The 16,531-nt window shown below is 63.8% G+C and carries 14 protein-coding genes; 9 read left to right on the forward strand and 5 right to left on the reverse strand.

Annotation, left to right across the window (positions count from 1 at the left end):
• Positions 1 to 55 precede the first annotated feature (55 nt).
• Genes LT40_RS17765 through LT40_RS17785 form a run of 5 tightly spaced genes read left to right on the forward strand, consistent with a single transcriptional unit; the run spans position 56 to position 6,198 of the window.
• Complete coding sequence (locus tag LT40_RS17765; protein WP_043192420.1) at positions 56 to 1,813, forward strand: carbamoyltransferase family protein; 1,758 nt, start codon at positions 56 to 58, stop codon at positions 1,811 to 1,813.
• Positions 1,797 to 2,927 (forward strand): glycosyltransferase, encoded by a 1,131-nt coding sequence (locus LT40_RS17770; RefSeq protein ID WP_043192421.1) that lies wholly within the window; start codon positions 1,797 to 1,799, stop codon positions 2,925 to 2,927. Before LT40_RS17765 ends, LT40_RS17770 begins: the two co-directional genes overlap by 17 nt.
• The gene (locus LT40_RS17775; RefSeq protein ID WP_043193806.1) at positions 2,927 to 3,823 is read left to right on the forward strand and encodes an antimicrobial resistance protein Mig-14; all 897 of its coding nucleotides are present in this window, start codon (positions 2,927 to 2,929) and stop codon (positions 3,821 to 3,823) included. The genes LT40_RS17770 and LT40_RS17775 overlap by 1 nt, the downstream gene beginning before the upstream one ends.
• Positions 3,820 to 5,223, forward strand: coding sequence for a PIG-L deacetylase family protein (locus tag LT40_RS17780; protein ID WP_043192422.1), 1,404 nt, complete (start codon positions 3,820 to 3,822; stop codon positions 5,221 to 5,223). Before LT40_RS17775 ends, LT40_RS17780 begins: the two co-directional genes overlap by 4 nt.
• Positions 5,224 to 5,241: 18 nt before the next feature.
• Positions 5,242 to 6,198, forward strand: coding sequence for a glycosyltransferase family protein (locus LT40_RS17785; RefSeq protein WP_043193807.1), 957 nt, complete (start codon positions 5,242 to 5,244; stop codon positions 6,196 to 6,198).
• Positions 6,199 to 6,465: 267 nt separating this feature from the next.
• On the opposite strand, the gene LT40_RS17790 is transcribed toward LT40_RS17785, so the two are convergent.
• Positions 6,466 to 7,068, reverse strand: coding sequence for a lipopolysaccharide kinase InaA family protein (locus tag LT40_RS17790; protein WP_043193808.1), 603 nt, complete (start codon positions 7,066 to 7,068; stop codon positions 6,466 to 6,468).
• Positions 7,069 to 7,392: 324 nt separating this feature from the next.
• Between LT40_RS17790 and msbA the strand changes: the two genes are divergently transcribed.
• The gene (gene msbA, locus LT40_RS17795) at positions 7,393 to 9,201 is read left to right on the forward strand and encodes a lipid A export permease/ATP-binding protein MsbA (RefSeq protein WP_043192423.1); all 1,809 of its coding nucleotides are present in this window, start codon (positions 7,393 to 7,395) and stop codon (positions 9,199 to 9,201) included.
• A 329-nt stretch (positions 9,202 to 9,530) separates the two neighbouring features.
• Positions 9,531 to 10,952 carry a bifunctional D-glycero-beta-D-manno-heptose-7-phosphate kinase/D-glycero-beta-D-manno-heptose 1-phosphate adenylyltransferase HldE gene (hldE, locus tag LT40_RS17800; RefSeq protein ID WP_043192424.1) on the forward strand — a complete coding sequence of 474 codons (1,422 nt, stop codon included), beginning with the start codon at positions 9,531 to 9,533 and terminating at the stop codon, positions 10,950 to 10,952.
• 498 nt (positions 10,953 to 11,450) lie between these two features.
• Here hldE and LT40_RS17805 read toward each other — a convergent pair whose 3' ends face one another.
• Genes LT40_RS17805 through LT40_RS17820 form a run of 4 tightly spaced genes read right to left on the reverse strand, consistent with a single transcriptional unit; the run spans position 11,451 to position 14,823 of the window.
• Entirely contained in the window at positions 11,451 to 12,416 is a 966-nt protein-coding gene (locus LT40_RS17805; RefSeq protein WP_043192425.1) for a hypothetical protein, read from the reverse strand.
• A gap of 41 nt (positions 12,417 to 12,457) precedes the next feature.
• Entirely contained in the window at positions 12,458 to 13,270 is an 813-nt protein-coding gene (locus tag LT40_RS17810) for an aldo/keto reductase (protein ID WP_043192426.1), read from the reverse strand.
• Positions 13,267 to 14,448 carry an NAD(P)/FAD-dependent oxidoreductase gene (locus tag LT40_RS17815; RefSeq protein ID WP_043192427.1) on the reverse strand — a complete coding sequence of 394 codons (1,182 nt, stop codon included), beginning with the start codon at positions 14,446 to 14,448 and terminating at the stop codon, positions 13,267 to 13,269. The genes LT40_RS17810 and LT40_RS17815 overlap by 4 nt, the downstream gene beginning before the upstream one ends.
• A 42-nt stretch (positions 14,449 to 14,490) precedes the next feature.
• The gene (locus LT40_RS17820) at positions 14,491 to 14,823 is read right to left on the reverse strand and encodes a DMT family transporter (protein ID WP_043192428.1); all 333 of its coding nucleotides are present in this window, start codon (positions 14,821 to 14,823) and stop codon (positions 14,491 to 14,493) included.
• Between the two features lie 144 nt (positions 14,824 to 14,967).
• Between LT40_RS17820 and waaA the strand changes: the two genes are divergently transcribed.
• Both waaA and LT40_RS21425 read left to right on the forward strand, forming a co-directional pair.
• A complete protein-coding gene (gene waaA, locus LT40_RS17825; RefSeq protein ID WP_043192429.1) occupies positions 14,968 to 16,239 on the forward strand; it encodes a lipid IV(A) 3-deoxy-D-manno-octulosonic acid transferase in 1,272 nt (423 codons plus the stop codon).
• Positions 16,240 to 16,318: 79 nt separating this feature from the next.
• Positions 16,319 to 16,480 carry a YqaE/Pmp3 family membrane protein gene (locus LT40_RS21425; protein WP_043192430.1) on the forward strand — a complete coding sequence of 54 codons (162 nt, stop codon included), beginning with the start codon at positions 16,319 to 16,321 and terminating at the stop codon, positions 16,478 to 16,480.
• Positions 16,481 to 16,531 lie beyond the last annotated feature (51 nt).

The following is a 16,531-nucleotide window of genomic DNA, read 5'->3' on the forward strand; positions in this document are numbered from 1 at the left end:
GCCCGCCGCCCCAGAGGCCCGCGGGCGCATCTACCCGTTCAAAGAGGCTAGACCCTTGGCATTGACGATTCTTGGCCTGTCCGGCGCCCTTAGCCATGACCCTTCCGCGGCCCTGTACATCGACGGCAAGCTGATTGCCGCCGCCGAAGAAGAGCGCTTCGTGCGCGACAAACATGCAAAGAACCGCATGCCCTACGAATCGGCCAAGTTCTGCCTGGAACAGGCCGGCATCAAGCCGTCGGATGTTGATGTGGTGGCGATTCCCTTCGCGCCCATCAGCCTGTTCGGCAAGGCTCGCTGGCACTACGCCAAACGCTACTGGTACGCCCCGGACCGCGCCCTCGACGCGCTGCTGATGGGCAACCGCCGCTACAAGCGCTACCGCAACAAGATCGTCTTCTGCCTGGAACAACTGGGCTTCGACGCGAAGAAAATCAAGATCGAACCCGTGGAGCACCACCTGGCCCACGCCTCCAGTGCTTACCACTGCTCGGGCTTCCAGGAGAAAACCGCGATCCTGGGCATCGACGGCAAGGGTGAATACGCCACCACCTTTTTCGGTTATGGCGAGAACGGCAAGATCCACAAGATCAAGGAGTTCTTCGACCCGGACTCCCTGGGCGGCCTGTACGGCGCGATCACCGAATTCCTCGGTTTCGAGATGCTCGACGGCGAGTTCAAGGTCATGGGCATGGCTCCCTACGGCGACGCCAGCAAGTACGATTTCTCGCGCCTGGCCTCGTTCGAGAACGGTGAGCTGGTGATCAACACCGACTACGCCAACGTCATTGGCCTGCGCCGCTATAAAGAGAAGGGCAAGGGCTTCTACTTCTCGCCCAAGCTGATCGAGTGGCTGGGCCCGAAACGCGAAGGCGACATCGCCGACGAGCCGTACATCCATTACGCGGCCAGCATGCAGGCGCTGTTCGAAAAACTTGCCTTGCAGATGATCGACCACTACCTGGGCGATGTGCTCAAGCAGACCGGCAAGCTGGCCTTCGCTGGCGGCTGTGCGCTGAACGTCAAGCTGAACCAGAAGATCATCGCCCGCCCGGATGTTAAGGAGCTGTTCGTGCAGCCTGCTTCCGGCGACGCCGGTACGGCGGTGGGTGCGGCGGCCTATGTGTCCCATGCCCGCGGTGTGCCCGTGGAGAAAATGGAACATGTGTACCTGGGCCCGTCCTACACCAACGAGGACGTGATCGCCGCCTGCGCGCGCCATCCGAACAAGCCCAAGGGTCGCATGCTCGGCAACATGCCCAAGCAGATCGCCCAGATCATGGTCGACGGCAACCCGGTGGCCTGGTTCCAGGGACGCATGGAGTTCGGCCCGCGCGCGTTGGGTGGTCGTTCGATCATCGGCTGCCCGAGCGTGCCGGGGGTGGCCGACCGCATCAACCATCAGATCAAGTTCCGCGAGCGCTGGAGGCCTTTCTGCCCGTCGATGCTCGACACCGTCGCGCCGCAGATGATCAAGATCGACCATCCGGCGCCGTTCATGACGTTCACCTTCGAGGTGGCCGAGGAATGGAAAACCCGCGTGCCGGAAGTGGTCCATGAAGACGGCACGTCGCGCGCCCAGGTGCTCAAGCGCGAATACAACCCGCGCTACTACGACATGATGAAGGCCCTGGAAGAGCTGACCGGCAACGGCGTGTCGCTGAACACTTCGCTCAACCGCCGTGGCGAACCGATGATCTGCTCGCCGACCGATGCGCTGAACATGTTCTATGGCTCGGATCTGCAGTACCTGATCATGGAAGATATTCTGGTGGTCAAAGAGGGTGCCAAGGCTTATGACGCGCTCAGCTGAGCGTCATGTGCTGCAGTTCTGCCACGGCTATGACGGGCCGTTTCTCGACTGCGCCCGTCAGTACGCCAGCCTGTTCATGGGCCGCGGCTACCGGGTGACCACGGTGTTCCTGACCGGCGCGGCCGATCCTGAAGTGGCGGCCGGCTGCGAGAGCGACGAGGTGCTGTTCATGGAGTTCAGCTCCAAGGCCATCCGTGGCCTGAAGCTGGGAGCCATTCGCGAACTGCGCAAGATCACCGCTTCGCGCCAGTTCGCCTTCTGCATCGCGCACCGGTTCAAGCCTATCTACATTGCCTTGCTCGGCACTTCGCTGCCGGTCATTGGTGTGCATCATGCGTTCGGCGACTACCAGCGCCGGTCGCGCCGGGTGTTCGCGCAGCTGTACCGCAAGCGCCTGAGCCTGCTGGGTGTGTCCGATGCGGTACGCGACGACATGCGCCGCTGCCTGCCCGGCTGGGCGTTGGAGCGTATCGCCACGTTGCACAACCGCGTGAACACCTTCGCGCTGCAGAAGCAACTGTTGCCGGCGGCCGAAGCCCGCCAAGCCCTGGGCCTTGCGCCCGATGCCTGGATCATCGGCAATGTCGGCCGCCTGCATCCCGACAAGGATCAGGCCACTTTGCTGCGCGGTTTCGCGCAGGCATGGGCAAAGCTGCCTCAGGAAGCGCTGCTGGTGATCATCGGCTCCGGGCGCCTTGAGCAGAACCTCAAGGACCTGGCCGTGGAGCTGGGCATCGCCGAGCGGGTCCGGTTTCTGGGTCAGGTGGCGCAGGCGCGGCTGTATTTCAAGGCGTTCGATGTGTTCGCCTTGAGCTCCGATCACGAGCCGTTCGGCATGGTCCTGCTCGAAGCCATGGCCGCCAATGTGCCGCTGCTGGCGACGGCGTGCGGCGGCGCGCCGGAGATCGTCGAGGGTGTCGGTATCCTGTTTCCGTTGGGCGACGCCGAGCGTCTGGCCCAAGGCCTGGAGCATATGGGTGGAATGGATCGCTACCAGCGCGCGCAATGCGAAGTGCTGATGGCTGAACGTCTGGAATCGCGCTTCTGCGACCGCGCCGTGCGCAAGGCTTTCTGGCAGCTGCCGATGGTCACTGCCCTGACGACGCCCACATGATGCTCAACCGATTGCAGAGCGTACGCGAGCGGGGCTGGCAGACGATCGATGCCGCCACCTACGCCCAGGCCTGGGCACAGTTTGGCGGCAGCTTGGCGACGCACCCTCTGGTGGTCGAACGGCTCGCTGCGCTGGCCGGTATTCCGGTGCGCTACCTGGGTTGGGAGCAGGCAGGCGAACTGGTCGCGGCGATACCGACCTGGGGCCGTTACCTGGCGTTGTCCAAGGACGTGCTCAAGCAGCAGGGTAAAAAAGGCCTGTACGATCTGGGCAATGCCGAACTGATCCTGCCTGCGGCCAGCGACGCCCAGGCGCCGCTGCGCCATCATGGGCGTTATCTGTCCGAACTGAACCAGGGTCGCTTCAGTGGCTTGAAGGCCCAGGCAGAAAGCTTGGCCATGGCGCGCACACCTGAAGATTTGTCGAAGAAATTTCGCTACAACCAGCGCCGCGAACTGCGCCTGCTGGAAGAGGCGGGCGGGGTGGTGAAGCCGGTCGGTGAATTCAGCAGTTCCGAGCTGGCGGCGATCTACTGTGATCTTTTCCAGCGGCGCTGGGGTTTTGCCGCGACGGGTGCCGAACGCATGGCCGAGGTCATCGATCTGCTGCGTGAGTTGATGATCGGGTCGGTGCTGCTGCTCAATGACGCGCCTATCGCCATTCAGTTGGTGTACCGCGTGGAAGCGCCGCAGTGGGTTAGCGTTGAATACATCAATGGCGGCGTGGACCCGGAAACCCGCGCATTCAGCCCCGGCAGCGTGCTCAGTTTTCTCAACACCCAAAGCGCCTGGGAACAGGCCCGCGCGGTTGATAAACCGCTGCGCTTCTCGTTCGGCCGGGCCGATCGCGAGTACAAGGACCGCTGGTGCAACCCCGTTCCGGTGTTCCAGGCATGAGCCGCAAGCAGGCGTTGCTGGCGCGGCATCGGCGCAACAAGCGCCGCGTGCTGCTGGCCGGGCTGGTGCTGATGCTGCTGGCCGGGGTGTTGATCGCCTGGTGGTTGCCGCTGCCCCTGCTGTTGCTGGCCTGGGTGGCCCATGAGGCGTGGTTTGCCGATCACCTGTTCTATTCCCCTGGCGATGATTACGCCTACAGTTTCGACAGCGATGCGGAGCTGGCCGGTGTCAGCCTGAGCGGCGATCTGTTGCAGGTCACCGAGCGGCTTGAAGCTGCGGACACGCTGATTCTGGCGGTGGACGTGAAAGCGTCCTGGCTGGGGCGATTGCTCGATCCGTACGTGCAACTGCTTGGTACCGAGCTGGGCGACCGACAGACCTTCGAGCGCGGTGTCGACGGCCTGCGCTATGTGAACCTGAGCGGCTTTGCCGACGAACTCAACCAAGGGCGGCTGCAGGTGCGTGGGCGGTTTTGCCGCATCGTTGGCGAGCCGCGGTTGTGGCGCTTCCAGCATCCGGATTTCACCCAGCATACCGTCATGGTCATCGCGCCCCATGCCGACGATGCCGAGCTGGCGGCCTATGGTTTGTACAGCCGTGCGGCGAGCAGTTGGATCGTGACCGTGACGGCAGGCGAGATCGAAGCCGAGCACTATCAGGCGATGGGTCTGGTGCCGGCCGAAGCCGCCCGGTTGAAAGGTCGTTTGCGAGCGTGGGACAGCCTCGCCGTACCGCGCTGGGCCGGGGTGCCGGCCAAGCAGTGTGTGCAGCTGGGCTATTTTTGCCTGCAACTGCCGGCCATGCAGGCGGCGCCCGAGCAGCCGTGTGGCTCGCGCGAAGCGGACATGGCCGATATCCGCCCGTTCCGCCAGCTCAACCCCTTCGCCCTGCCGGCTGACGCCGATGGCGCGCCCACCTGGAACAATCTGGTGGCGGACCTGCGCGAGTTGCTGCAACGTGCGCAGCCGGACGTGCTGGTGATGCCGCACGCGAGCATCGACCCGCATCCCGACCATATCTGCGCCCAGGCAGCGGTGTTGCAGGCGCTGCAAGGGCTGGCGCATCAGCCGCGTTATTTGCTGGGGTACGCCAATCATCTGCACGACAACGACCGCTGGCCGATGGGCAGCGCGGGCGAGGGCGTGGCTCTGCCACCGTTTTTCGATGCCCGTGAGCGGCTGGTGCCGTGCAGTCTACCGGTCAGCGCCGACGTGCAGATGGACAAGGCCATGGCCCTGGGCATGATGCACGACCTGCAACCACCGGCTCCGTTCAAGCGTCGCGTGCGACGTTGGTTGCAGGTAGTGCTGGCAGGTCGTCGCTGGCCGGCCACGGGTGAAAACGAATTCTTCCGCAAGGCGGTGCGCCGCCATGAACTGTTCTGGCGCAAAGACTTATAAGGTGCCGTTAGCACAATGATGAAAGTTCTGTTCCTGGTGCAGAAAGAGCAGCGCGCCATTCTCGATCGTCTGTATGACGGCATCGCCGCGCATTGCCAGTGCGACCTGCGCTGGCTGAACAGCGCCGAGCAGCGCAATCTGAAGCAGTATTTCAAGCAGCAGGTGGACGTGAGCCAATACGACCGCATTCTGTTCTTCCTGCGCTTCAAGCAGGAAATTCGCCAGGTGGCATTCATTCGTTCGGTGCCCAACCTGGTGATTCTGGAGCATGACGCCTACCAGAACTACATCCCCTGCAAGTACACCGGCAAGTTCAGTGCGCACTACCGGCAGTTGCCTTGGGTGCGGGTGATCAGCTCGGGGTTCATGGTCAGCGAGCGGTTGCGCGCCGAGGGCTTCGATGCGTGCTTCGTGCCCAAGGGTTACGACCAGGCTTTGTTGACGCCGCAGACCCGCGAGCGTGATATCGAACTGGCGTTCGTGGGCAGTACCAAGAGTGTGGCCTACAGTGGCCGCAAGCAGATGCTCGATGCCATTGGCCAGGTGGAGCCTTTGCTGGTGACGCGGACCAACAGCGGCCAGGAGTATGGCGATACGCTGAACCGTATTCGGTTTTTCGTCAGTGCCGATGTGGGCATGGGCGAATACATGATCAAGAACTTCGAAGCGATGGCCTGTGGCTGCGTGCTGTTCACCTTCGACCAGGGCGAGGCGGAAAACCGCGCGCTGGGGTTCGCGGACATGCGCACGGTGGTGTTGTACGACAGCGTCGAAACCTTACAGGCCAAGCTGGCCCAGCTGCGCCGCGAGCCGGCACTGGCCGAGCGCATTGCAGCGGCCGGACAGGCGCTGGTATTAGGGGAATACGGATTCGACCGGATCGGCGAGCGTATCGTGCAGGCGATGCAGCCTGCGCTGCGGCCGCATCCGCCCCTGACGGTATGGCAACGCCTGCGGTTGGCCCTTTCCATCTAAAAAAGCCATTTGCATCGCGTTCCTACAGGCCCATCACCTGTACCGCCGACGCGGCTCGCGCCGCTGCTACAGATACCTTGCCGCCCGCCATGCCGCGTTGTGCCAGACCGTGTGATCCCCGCCATCGCGCGTTGTGCCAGGCGCTGTGATCCCCCGTCATTTCGCCTTGTGCCAGGCGCCGGGATCCCTGTAGCAGCGGCGCAAGCCGCGTCCGGCCGCACTGCGCAGGATCGGACACACCGCGGCGGCAATAACGAGGAGGTTATGCTACTTGAGCAATGCCCTGTTCAATTCCGCCAGGGGGAAGCAGGCTGTCAGTTGCTCACGCTCCAGGTAGCGGGAAAAATGTTCCAGATTGCGCTTGATCAAGCGCTTGGACAAAGGCCCACGGGTGAAACTCATGTCGGCCATGTCGATCAGGCCCAATTCACCTTCGGGCGTGACGATCACGTTGCCCAGATGCAGCGAGCGGAAATACACCCCCGAGCGGTGCAACCGGCGAATCATCGCGATCAGCGGTTCCAGGCTCTGTTGCCAGGTGAAGTCGGCGGTGTCCATCAACTGGCGCAGGTTCCTGCCGGGCAAGGGTTCGTACAGCACGGCGGTCATGCCGGGCTTGTCCAGGCGGTAGTGCTGCCGCACTTTCAAGGTTGGCACGCCCAACTGCTGGAGGCGCTGGGCATTGGCGATGAAACGCGCCGAATACGGGCGCAACAGCGCCGAGGAAAACAGGCGTTTGCGGCGAAAAAGCTTGAGGATGTTGCCGTCTGCAAGCAGGTACACTTTCGCGCCATGGCTGTCGGCTTCCAACACCTTGGCGCCAGCGATCAGCGTGTCAAAAGCGGCCTGAGGGAGCCGGGTGCATTGCATCGTGATATGGCCTTGATTGAAGAGGGCGGGTGGCATGATGCCCAAAAGCGCCGGCATGTTCTACCGCCAGGCCAACCGCAGCGCCTGGTTCGCGGCCACGGACCGCTCCTACGGGGCAGTGTTTCTGTAGGAGCGGTCATTGGCCGCGAACCAGGCACTGCGGTGTGTCAGGCAAACCACGGCGCGCCTTTCGCGGCCGCTGGCCGCTCCCACAGTGGGATTGCAGGAGTCAGGCAGGCCGCGGGCCTGCCCTTCGCGGCCACGGACCGCTCCTACGGGCCCCTGTGATAAAATTCCCGTTCTACGCCAACAGTGAGTTAGACGATGAGTGATTCACCGCGCCCAGCGGAACAGGATTCAAGCCTGAAAATCTATTTGCGACTGCTCAGCTACGTTCGCCCCTACGTGGGCATGTTCCTGATCAGTATCATAGGTTTCGTGATCTTCGCCTCTACCCAGCCCATGCTGGCCGGGATCCTGAAGTACTTCGTCGACGGCCTGAGCAATCCCGAAGCGGTGTTGTTCCCCAACGTGCCCTACCTGCGCGACCTGCAACTGCTGCAGGCGGTGCCGATCCTGATCGTGCTGATCGCCGCCTGGCAGGGCCTGGGTTCCTACCTGGGCAACTACTTCCTGGCCAAGGTATCGCTGGGCCTGGTCCACGACTTGCGCGTGGAGCTGTTCAACAAGTTGCTGGTGCTGCCCAACCGCTACTTCGACACGCACAACTCCGGCCACCTGATCTCGCGCATCACCTTCAACGTGACCATGGTCACCGGCGCTGCGACCGATGCCATCAAGGTGGTGATCCGCGAAGGCCTGACGGTGGTGTTCCTGTTCATCTACCTGATCTGGATGAACTGGCAACTGACCTTGGTGATGCTCGCCATCCTGCCGCTGATTGCGGTCATGGTCGGCAGCACCAGCAAGAAATTTCGCAAGCAGAGCAAGAAGATTCAGGTCGCCATGGGCGACGTGACCCACGTGGCGTCCGAGACCATCCAGGGCTACCGCGTGGTCCGCAGCTTCGGCGGCGAAGGCTACGAGCAGACTCGTTTCGCCAAAGCCAGCCAGGGCAACACCGATAAGCAACTGCGCATGACCAAGACCGGCGCCATCTACACGCCGATGTTGCAGCTGGTGATCTACACCGCCATGGCCGTGCTGATGTTTCTGGTGCTGTACATGCGTGGCGACGCCACCGCCGGTGACCTGGTGGCCTACATCACCGCGGCCGGTCTGCTGCCCAAGCCGATCCGTCAGCTCTCGGAAGTCAGCTCCACGGTGCAGAAAGGCGTTGCCGGCGCGGAAAGCATCTTCGAGCAGTTGGACGTGGCCCCCGAGCTGGACACCGGCACGGTGGAGCGCGAGCGGGTCAGTGGCCTGCTGGAAGTGCGCAACCTGAACTTCACCTACCCCGGTACCGATCGCCAGGTGCTCAGCGACATCAACTTCACCGCCAAGCCTGGGCAGATGATTGCTCTGGTAGGTCGCTCAGGCAGCGGCAAGTCGACCCTGGCCGGGCTTATTCCACGCTTCTATCACCACAACGAAGGCGAAGTGCTGCTCGATGGCGTGGAAATCGCCGACTACCAACTGCGTAATCTGCGTCGGCACATCGCGCTGGTCACCCAGAGCGTGACGTTGTTCAACGACAGCGTGGCCAATAACATTGCCTACGGTGATCTGGCCGGCGCGCCGCGCGAGGACGTAGTGGCGGCCGCCACCGACGCCTATGCCAAGGAATTCGTCGATCGTCTGCCCGAGGGGTTCGACACGCAGGTGGGTGAGAACGGCGTGCTGTTGTCCGGTGGCCAACGTCAGCGCTTGGCGATCGCCCGGGCCTTGCTCAAGAATGCGCCTGTGCTGATTCTCGACGAAGCGACTTCGGCGCTCGACACCGAGTCGGAACGGCATATCCAGGCGGCGCTGGACCATGTCATGAAGGGGCGCACCACGGTGGTGATTGCGCACCGACTGTCGACCATTGAAAAGGCCGACCAGATTCTGGTGATGGACCAGGGCCGCATCGTCGAGCGCGGCACCCACGCGCAGCTGCTGGCGCAGAACGGCTATTACGCCAGACTGCACGCCATGGGCCTGGACGAGCCGGCAAAGACCGACATCACCTGACCCCCTGTTTGTGCTGCGGTGCAGGGCACGGCATCTGGTGTGTGGGAGCAGGCTGTGGGAGCAGGTCTCTGCCCGCGAAGGCCTCACTGCGATCTGCCTGCCATACCGCGCCGCCTTCTTCGCGGGCAGAGCCCGCTCCCACAGGGGGGGCGTGGCACGGCATCTGGTGTGTGGGAGCGGGTCTCTGCCCGCGAAGGCCTCACCGCGATCTGCCTGCCATACCGCGCCGTCTTCTTCGCGGGCAGAGCCCCGCTCCCACAGGGGGGCGGGCCTAGCGGGTGCTTGCGTGTTAATATCGCCGCCCTGTTCATTTTGTATGTGGGTTGCCCATGAAGTTATCCATGCCGCGATTCGAATCGGCCCCTGTATTGGTGGTCGGCGATGTCATGCTCGACCGTTACTGGCATGGCGGTACTTCGCGCATTTCCCCCGAAGCACCGGTGCCGGTGGTCAAGGTCGAACAGATCGAGGACCGTCCCGGTGGTGCTGCCAACGTTGCGCTGAACATCGCTGCACTGGGTGCGCCGGCCTCTCTGGTCGGCGTGACCGGGACCGATGAAGCCGCCGAGAGCCTGGGCAACAGCCTCAAGGCCGCCGGCGTCACTGCGGTGTTTCAGCGCATTGCCCACCAGCCGACCATCGTCAAGCTGCGGGTCATGAGCCGCCATCAACAACTGTTGCGCATCGACTTCGAAGAAGCGTTCGCCACCGACCCGGTTGCGCTGGCCGGTGATGTCGACGCACTGCTCAAAGGCGTCAAGGTGCTGGTGCTGTCGGACTACGGCAAAGGCGCTTTGAAGAACCACCAGGCGCTGATCCAGGCGGCGCGGGCGCGCAATATTCCTGTGCTGGCGGACCCCAAAGGCAAGGATTTCTCGATCTATCGCGGCGCCAGCCTGATCACGCCCAACCTCAGCGAATTCGAAACCATCGTCGGCGGGTGCGCCGATGAAGCGGAGCTGGTGGCCAAGGGTGCTGCGCTGATGAGCGACCTCGAGCTGGGCGCACTGCTGGTGACCCGTGGCGAACACGGCATGACCCTGCTGCGCCCCGAGCATCCAGCCTTGCACTTGCCTGCACGGGCGCGTGAAGTGTTCGATGTGACCGGTGCCGGCGATACGGTGATCTCCACGCTGGCGGCAGCCATCGCGGCGGGCGAAGAACTGCCCCATGCCGTGGCTCTGGCCAACCTGGCGGCGGGCATTGTGGTCGGCAAGCTGGGTACCGCGGCGATCAGCGCGCCTGAACTGCGCCGGGCCATCCAGCGTGAAGAGGGCTCGGAGCGCGGGGTGTTGAGCCTTGAGCAGTTGCTGCTGGCAATCGACGATGCACGGGCGCACAACGAGCGCATCGTGTTCACCAATGGGTGTTTCGATATTCTGCACGCGGGACATGTGACGTACCTGGAACAGGCCCGCGCTCAGGGTGACCGTCTGATCGTGGCGGTCAACGACGATGCTTCGGTGAGCCGCCTGAAAGGGCCAGGGCGGCCGATCAACAGCGTTGACCGGCGCATGGCGGTGTTGGCCGGGCTGGGAGCGGTGGATTGGGTGATCAGCTTTGCCGAAGGCACGCCGGAAAACCTGCTGACCCATGTGCGCCCGGATGTATTGGTCAAGGGCGGCGATTATTCGGTGGAACAGGTAGTGGGCGCCGATATCGTCAGCGCCTATGGCGGCACGGTGAAGGTCTTGGGCCTGGTGGAAAACAGCTCGACCACCGCCATCGTCGAGAAAATCCGCAGCCGCTGATCGCGAAATCCTGTGGGAGCGGTCATCGGCCGCGAATGGGGCGCTGCGGTGTGTCGATTGAACCGCAGTGCGGCTTTCGCGGCCACGGACCGCTCCCACGGGTGCAAATGCGCTGATCGCGAAGCCCTGTGGGAGCGGTCATCGGCCGCGAATGGGCGCTGCGGTGTGTCGATTGAACCGCAGTGCGGCTTTCGCGGCCACGGACCGCTCCCACAGAGGCGGATGCGCTGATCGCGAAACCCTGTGGGAGCGGTCATCGGCCGCGAATGGGCGCTGCGGTGTGTCGATTGAACCGCAGTGTGGCTTTCGCGGCCACGGACCGCTCCCACGGGTGCAAATGCGCTGATCGCGAAGCCCTGTGGGAGCGGTCATCGGCCGCGAATGGGCGCTGCGGTGTGTCGATTGAACCGCAGTGCGGCTTTCGCGGCCACGGACCGCTCCCACAGGTGCAAATGCGCTGATCGCGAAGCCCTGTGGGATCCGTTCTACAGAATAGGCTTACTTGTGCAGGCCACTGCGCACCTTGCGCACCAGCACCCGGGCCTTGACCTTGAATTTCTGCAAGCTGGTGCGCGGTTTCTTCGGTACGACCAGGCCTTTCTCCGTCACCCAATCGCGCCAGCGCACGCGTTCGTCGCGGACCAGCCAACCCTCTTGTGCGGCGAAACTCTCGGCCAGGTAAACGCCCCGTGTGCTGGCGGCGTGCAGCTTGTCCTTCTTCAAGGTGTACAGCTCGGCAACCGGCTGCCCGTCTTTCAAGGGAATCAGATACAGGTCAGGCTTGCTGCGGCTTAGGCGGGTGATCAATTCCCCTTTTTCCAGCCGTTCCTCGACGTGGAACAGGCTCAGCGCCTTGGCCTGTGGCGGTACCTCCAGGCGCAGGTCGTACACCAGTTGCAACGACGCCGTTGGCACATGCACATACGCCCGAGGCCGCTCGATCAGGTTCAAGCTGCCGCATTTCACGGGCCGCGCTGCGCCCGAGCGGGTGCTCAAGCGAAAGGGCAGGGCTTCTGTATAGCGCAAGGCCTGGTCATACGGCGTCGGCAGCCAGGTGTCATTGAAACGCCCGCCCAGCCAGCCTTCCGAGGTTTCCAGCAAACACTCTTCGGCAATCTCCTGAATGGCCGTGTGCAGCGGCAGGTTCACCTCATGGGCCGGCACGTAGCCGGAAATCAGCTTGAGCACCACGTCGCCGCGGTCTTCGCGGCGCTGGCGCACCAGCACCCAATAATCGCGACCGCGCCAGTTCAAGGTCAGCCGGACCGAGACGCCGAGGTTGGCCAGTTCCACGCGGAAGCGTTCGCTGTCACTCACCTCGACCGGTTTGCGTCGTTCCAGGGTCTGGGCGAAATTCAACGGCATGCCCACGGCTTCATAGGTCAGGGCTTCGGGTGTGGCGTCGACGGCAAGGGGCAGGGTCTTGAAATTGCCTGGGTTCTTTCGTGTCAGGGTACGCGGCATTACGGCTCCTTCTTGCGTCGGGGTCGGCCGCGTCGGCGGCGTCAATTCCTGAGTAGCACGGCAGCGGCTGTCGCTACGTTGTGGGACAGGTGCAGCGGATTTATCGTTCCGACAATAGCACTGGCCACCCCTGGGTGGGCGAACAGCAACTCGAAGCTGGCACGCACGGGGTCGACCCCAGGTGCCAGGCAGGCATGGCCGCTGGCCAGCGCCTTCTTCACCAGAATGGCCTTGCCGTGGGCGGCCGCGTAGTCGAGCACCGGGCGCTCGGACTGCTCGCTCAGGTTGTAGGTGACCATGGCGCAGTCCCCGGTTTCCAAGGCTTTGAGCCCGCCCTGCACGGTTTTTCCAGAGAAGCCGAAGCCGCGAATCTTGCCTTCTGCCTTCAGCGCCGCCAACGTCTGGTACACCTCACAGCCTTGCAGAATATCCAGGTCGTTGCCGTCCGAATGCACCAGCAGCAGATCGATGAAGTCTGTTTCCAGGCGTTTCAAACTGCGCTCCACCGAGAACCGCGTGTGCTCGGCGCTGAAGTCGAAGCGTGATTGGCCCGCTTCGAACTCTTCACCGACCTTGCTGACGATCACCCAATCCTGACGCTGGCCGCGCAGCAGCGGCCCCAAACGTTCTTCGCTGATGCCATAGGCCGGCGCGGTGTCGATCAGGTTGATGCCCAACTGGCGCGCCTGGCCCAGCAACAGGCGTGCGGCGTCGTCGTCGGGAATGGTGAAACCGTTGGGGTATTTCACCCCCTGGTCGCGGCCCAGCTTTACCGTGCCCAGGCCCAGGGGGGAGACCCACAGGCCGGTGTCGCCCAGCGGGCGGTGCAGGTCGTGCAGGGTCGGCAGGCTCATGGCAGCAGTTCATCCCAGACAGGTGTGGCCAGGGCTGGTTTGGGCAGCTCGGGCAAGGGCGCATGGCTGTGCGGTGCGATGCCATCGCGTTGCAGGGCGCCGATGACGCGGTCGGCGAAATCCGGCGCCAGGGCCAGCTTGGTCGGCCAGCCCACCAGCAAGCCAGGTTGGTCGGCCAGAAAGGCGTTGTCCGGACGCACCAGCCCGGACTGGGCCGGCTCGGCGCGATTGACGCGCAAGGTGGCCCAGCGCAGCTGGCTTTGATCGACCCATGGCAGCAGGTGAGCGATTTCCTTCTGGGCAGCCGCGATCTGCTGCGCAGGATCGCGGGCCACACCATCGGCTTCGGCGATCTCGCCCCCCAAGTACCAGACCCATTGGCCGTCGGCTCCCGGATGGGTGGTGACGGTGATGCGCGGCTTCGGCCCGCCGCCCAGGCAATGAGCGTACAGCGGTTTCAGGTTGGCGCCCTTGGCCAGCACCATGTGCAGGGGCCGCCGCTGCATCGTGGGTTGTTCGACGCCCAGTTCCGCCAGCAGGGCCTGGATGCCTTCGCCGGCGCTGAGCACTACGCGCTGGGCGCGAATCACCCGGCCGTCGACGATCAGCCCGGCCAGCCGGTTCTGGTCATGCTCATACAGTGGCTCGACACGCTCGCCTGCCAGCAGCCCATCGCCGGCCAACTCGGCCAGCCGAGCGACCAGGCTGGGCACATCGACCACCAGCTCGGCCAAGCGGTAGACCTTGCCCTTGAAGGCGCGGTCCTGCAGGGCAGGTGGCAGTTGCTCGCCCTTGACCTGATCGACCCGGCCGCGCACGGCCTTGCTGGCGAAGAAACTGGTGAGGTTGCCGGCCAGGGTGCCCGGCGACCACAGGTAATGCGCCTCGGACAGCAGGCGCACGCCCGAAAGGTCCAGTTCGCCCTGGCCAGCCAGTGCTTCGCGCCAGCGGCGGGGCATGTCGGCAATCGCCTCGGAAGCGCCCGTCAGCGCACCGTGCAGGGCGTATTTGGCACCGCCGTGAATGATCCCCTGGGCCTTGAACGTCTGCCCGCCGCCCAGGCGTGCGTTCTCCACCAGCACCGTCGAATAGCCCAGGGCGCGCAACCGCGCATTGAGCCAGAGCCCGGCAACCCCGGCGCCGACGATGACGATATCAGTGGACAGTTCAGACGGCATTGCAGACCTCGCAGGCTTGGACAGGCGGGGCAGTATACAGCCTCAGTGCCCGGTGGTTTTCGAGAACAGCTGGATCACCACCACGCCCAGCACGATCAGCGCCATACCGAGCATGGCCGGCAGGTCGAGCTTCTGCCCGTAGATGAACAGGGCGGCGATGCTGACCATGACGATGCCCATGCCTGCCCAGATGGCGTAGGCGATGCCCACCGGCACGGTGCGCACCACCAGGGTCAGCATCCAGAAGGCGATGCCATAGCCGACCACCACCAGGATCAACGGCAGCGGTGTGCTCAGGCCCTTGACGGCCTTCATGGACACGGTGGCGATCACTTCGGCGCAGATGGCGATGGCAAGAAAAACGTAGGCGTTCATGTAGGGCTCCTGTTCGATGCAGGCATTCTAGGCGATGCGTGGCCGGCGCGGGTTCGTCCATTTCAAGCGACCACCGGGCAATCGGTTCGCAGGGTTGCGGCGGGCACTTGGTCAAGCATCATGACCTGAGTACACTTCGCCGCCATGAACAGAACTCTCTACACCTTGCTGTTTCACCTGGGGCTGCCGTTGCTGGCCGTGCGTCTATGGTTGCGCGCGCGCAAGGCGCCAGCCTATGGGCAGCGCCTGGGCGAGCGTTTCGCCTACCGCCTGCCGGCGATGCAGCCGGGGGGTATCTGGGTGCATGCCGTGTCGGTGGGCGAAAGCATTGCCGCCGCACCCATGATCCGCCAGTTGCTGCTGCGCCATCCCGAGCTGCCCATCACCGTGACCTGCATGACCCCGACCGGGTCGGAGCGCATCCAGGCGCTGTTCGCCGGCGAGCCGCGTATCCAGCATTGCTACCTGCCGTACGACCTGCCGTGGGCATCCGGCCGCTTTCTCGACCATGTGCGGCCGCGCCTGGCCGTGATCATCGAAACCGAACTGTGGCCCAACCATATTCACCAGTGCGCCCGGCGCGGCATCCCGGTGGCGCTGGCCAACGGCCGCCTCTCCGAGCGCTCGGCCAGGGGCTATGCGCGCTTCTCCCGGCTGACCGCGCCAATGCTGGCGGAAATGAGCTTGCTGGCGGTACAGACCGAAACCGAAGCGCAGCGTTTCCTGGCCTTGGGAGCACGTGCCGAGTGCGTGCAGGTGACGGGCTCGATCAAGTTCGATCTCAACGTAGACCCAACGGTGCCGGCCCGCGCCGCCCAGTTGCGCGAGCAATGGCAGGCCTGCGAGCGTCCGGTCTGGATCGCCGCGAGTACCCACGAGGGTGAAGATGAAGTGATATTGGCCGCCCATCGGCAGCTGCTGGCCAGCCATGGCGATGCGCTGTTGATTCTGGTCCCGCGGCACCAGGAGCGTTTCGCTTCGATGCATGCGTTGTGCAAGGCCCAGGGTTTCACCACGGTGCAGCGCTCGCTCGATCAGCCGGTCACGGCAGCAACCCAGGTGCTACTGGGCGATACCATGGGCGAGTTGCTGTTTCTCTATGCCCTGGCGGACATCGCGTTCGTCGGCGGCAGCCTGGTGGCCAACGGCGGGCACAACCCGCTGGAGCCTGCGGCACTGGCCAAGCCGGTGCTGAGTGGACCGCACATGTTCAATTTTCTCGAAATCGCAGCCATGATGCGCAAGGCCGGAGCCTTGATCGAAGTCGACGACGCCCAGGGCCTGGCGACGGCGGTGCGACAGTGGATAGAGCTGCCGCGTGATGCCGTGCACAGCGGGCAGGCCGGACTCGCGGTCATGCGTGCCAACCAAGGCGCCTTGAAGCGTCTGCTCGACGCGCTCGACGCCCGGCTCTAGCACCACGCTGACACACATGGCCGTGGAACGCCGGACTTTACCCGAGGTCTGTTATGCATCGACCTCAAGGAGCTGCACCATGGACCTGATTCGCTATATTTTCGCCATCCTCCTGCCACCCGTTGGCGTGTTCATGCAAGTGGGCTTCGGTGGGGCTTTCTGGCTCAACATCATACTGACGCTGCTGGGCTACATTCCTGGCATCATTCATGCCGTGTACATCATCGCCAGCAGAAAGTAACAAGGCCTGCCCAGGTGCGCTCGTCTGCCTGACGAGCGCACCTGGGCGCGT

It is taken from the genome of Pseudomonas rhizosphaerae, assembly GCF_000761155.1.
Classification (GTDB): Bacteria; Pseudomonadota; Gammaproteobacteria; order Pseudomonadales; family Pseudomonadaceae; genus Aquipseudomonas; species Aquipseudomonas rhizosphaerae.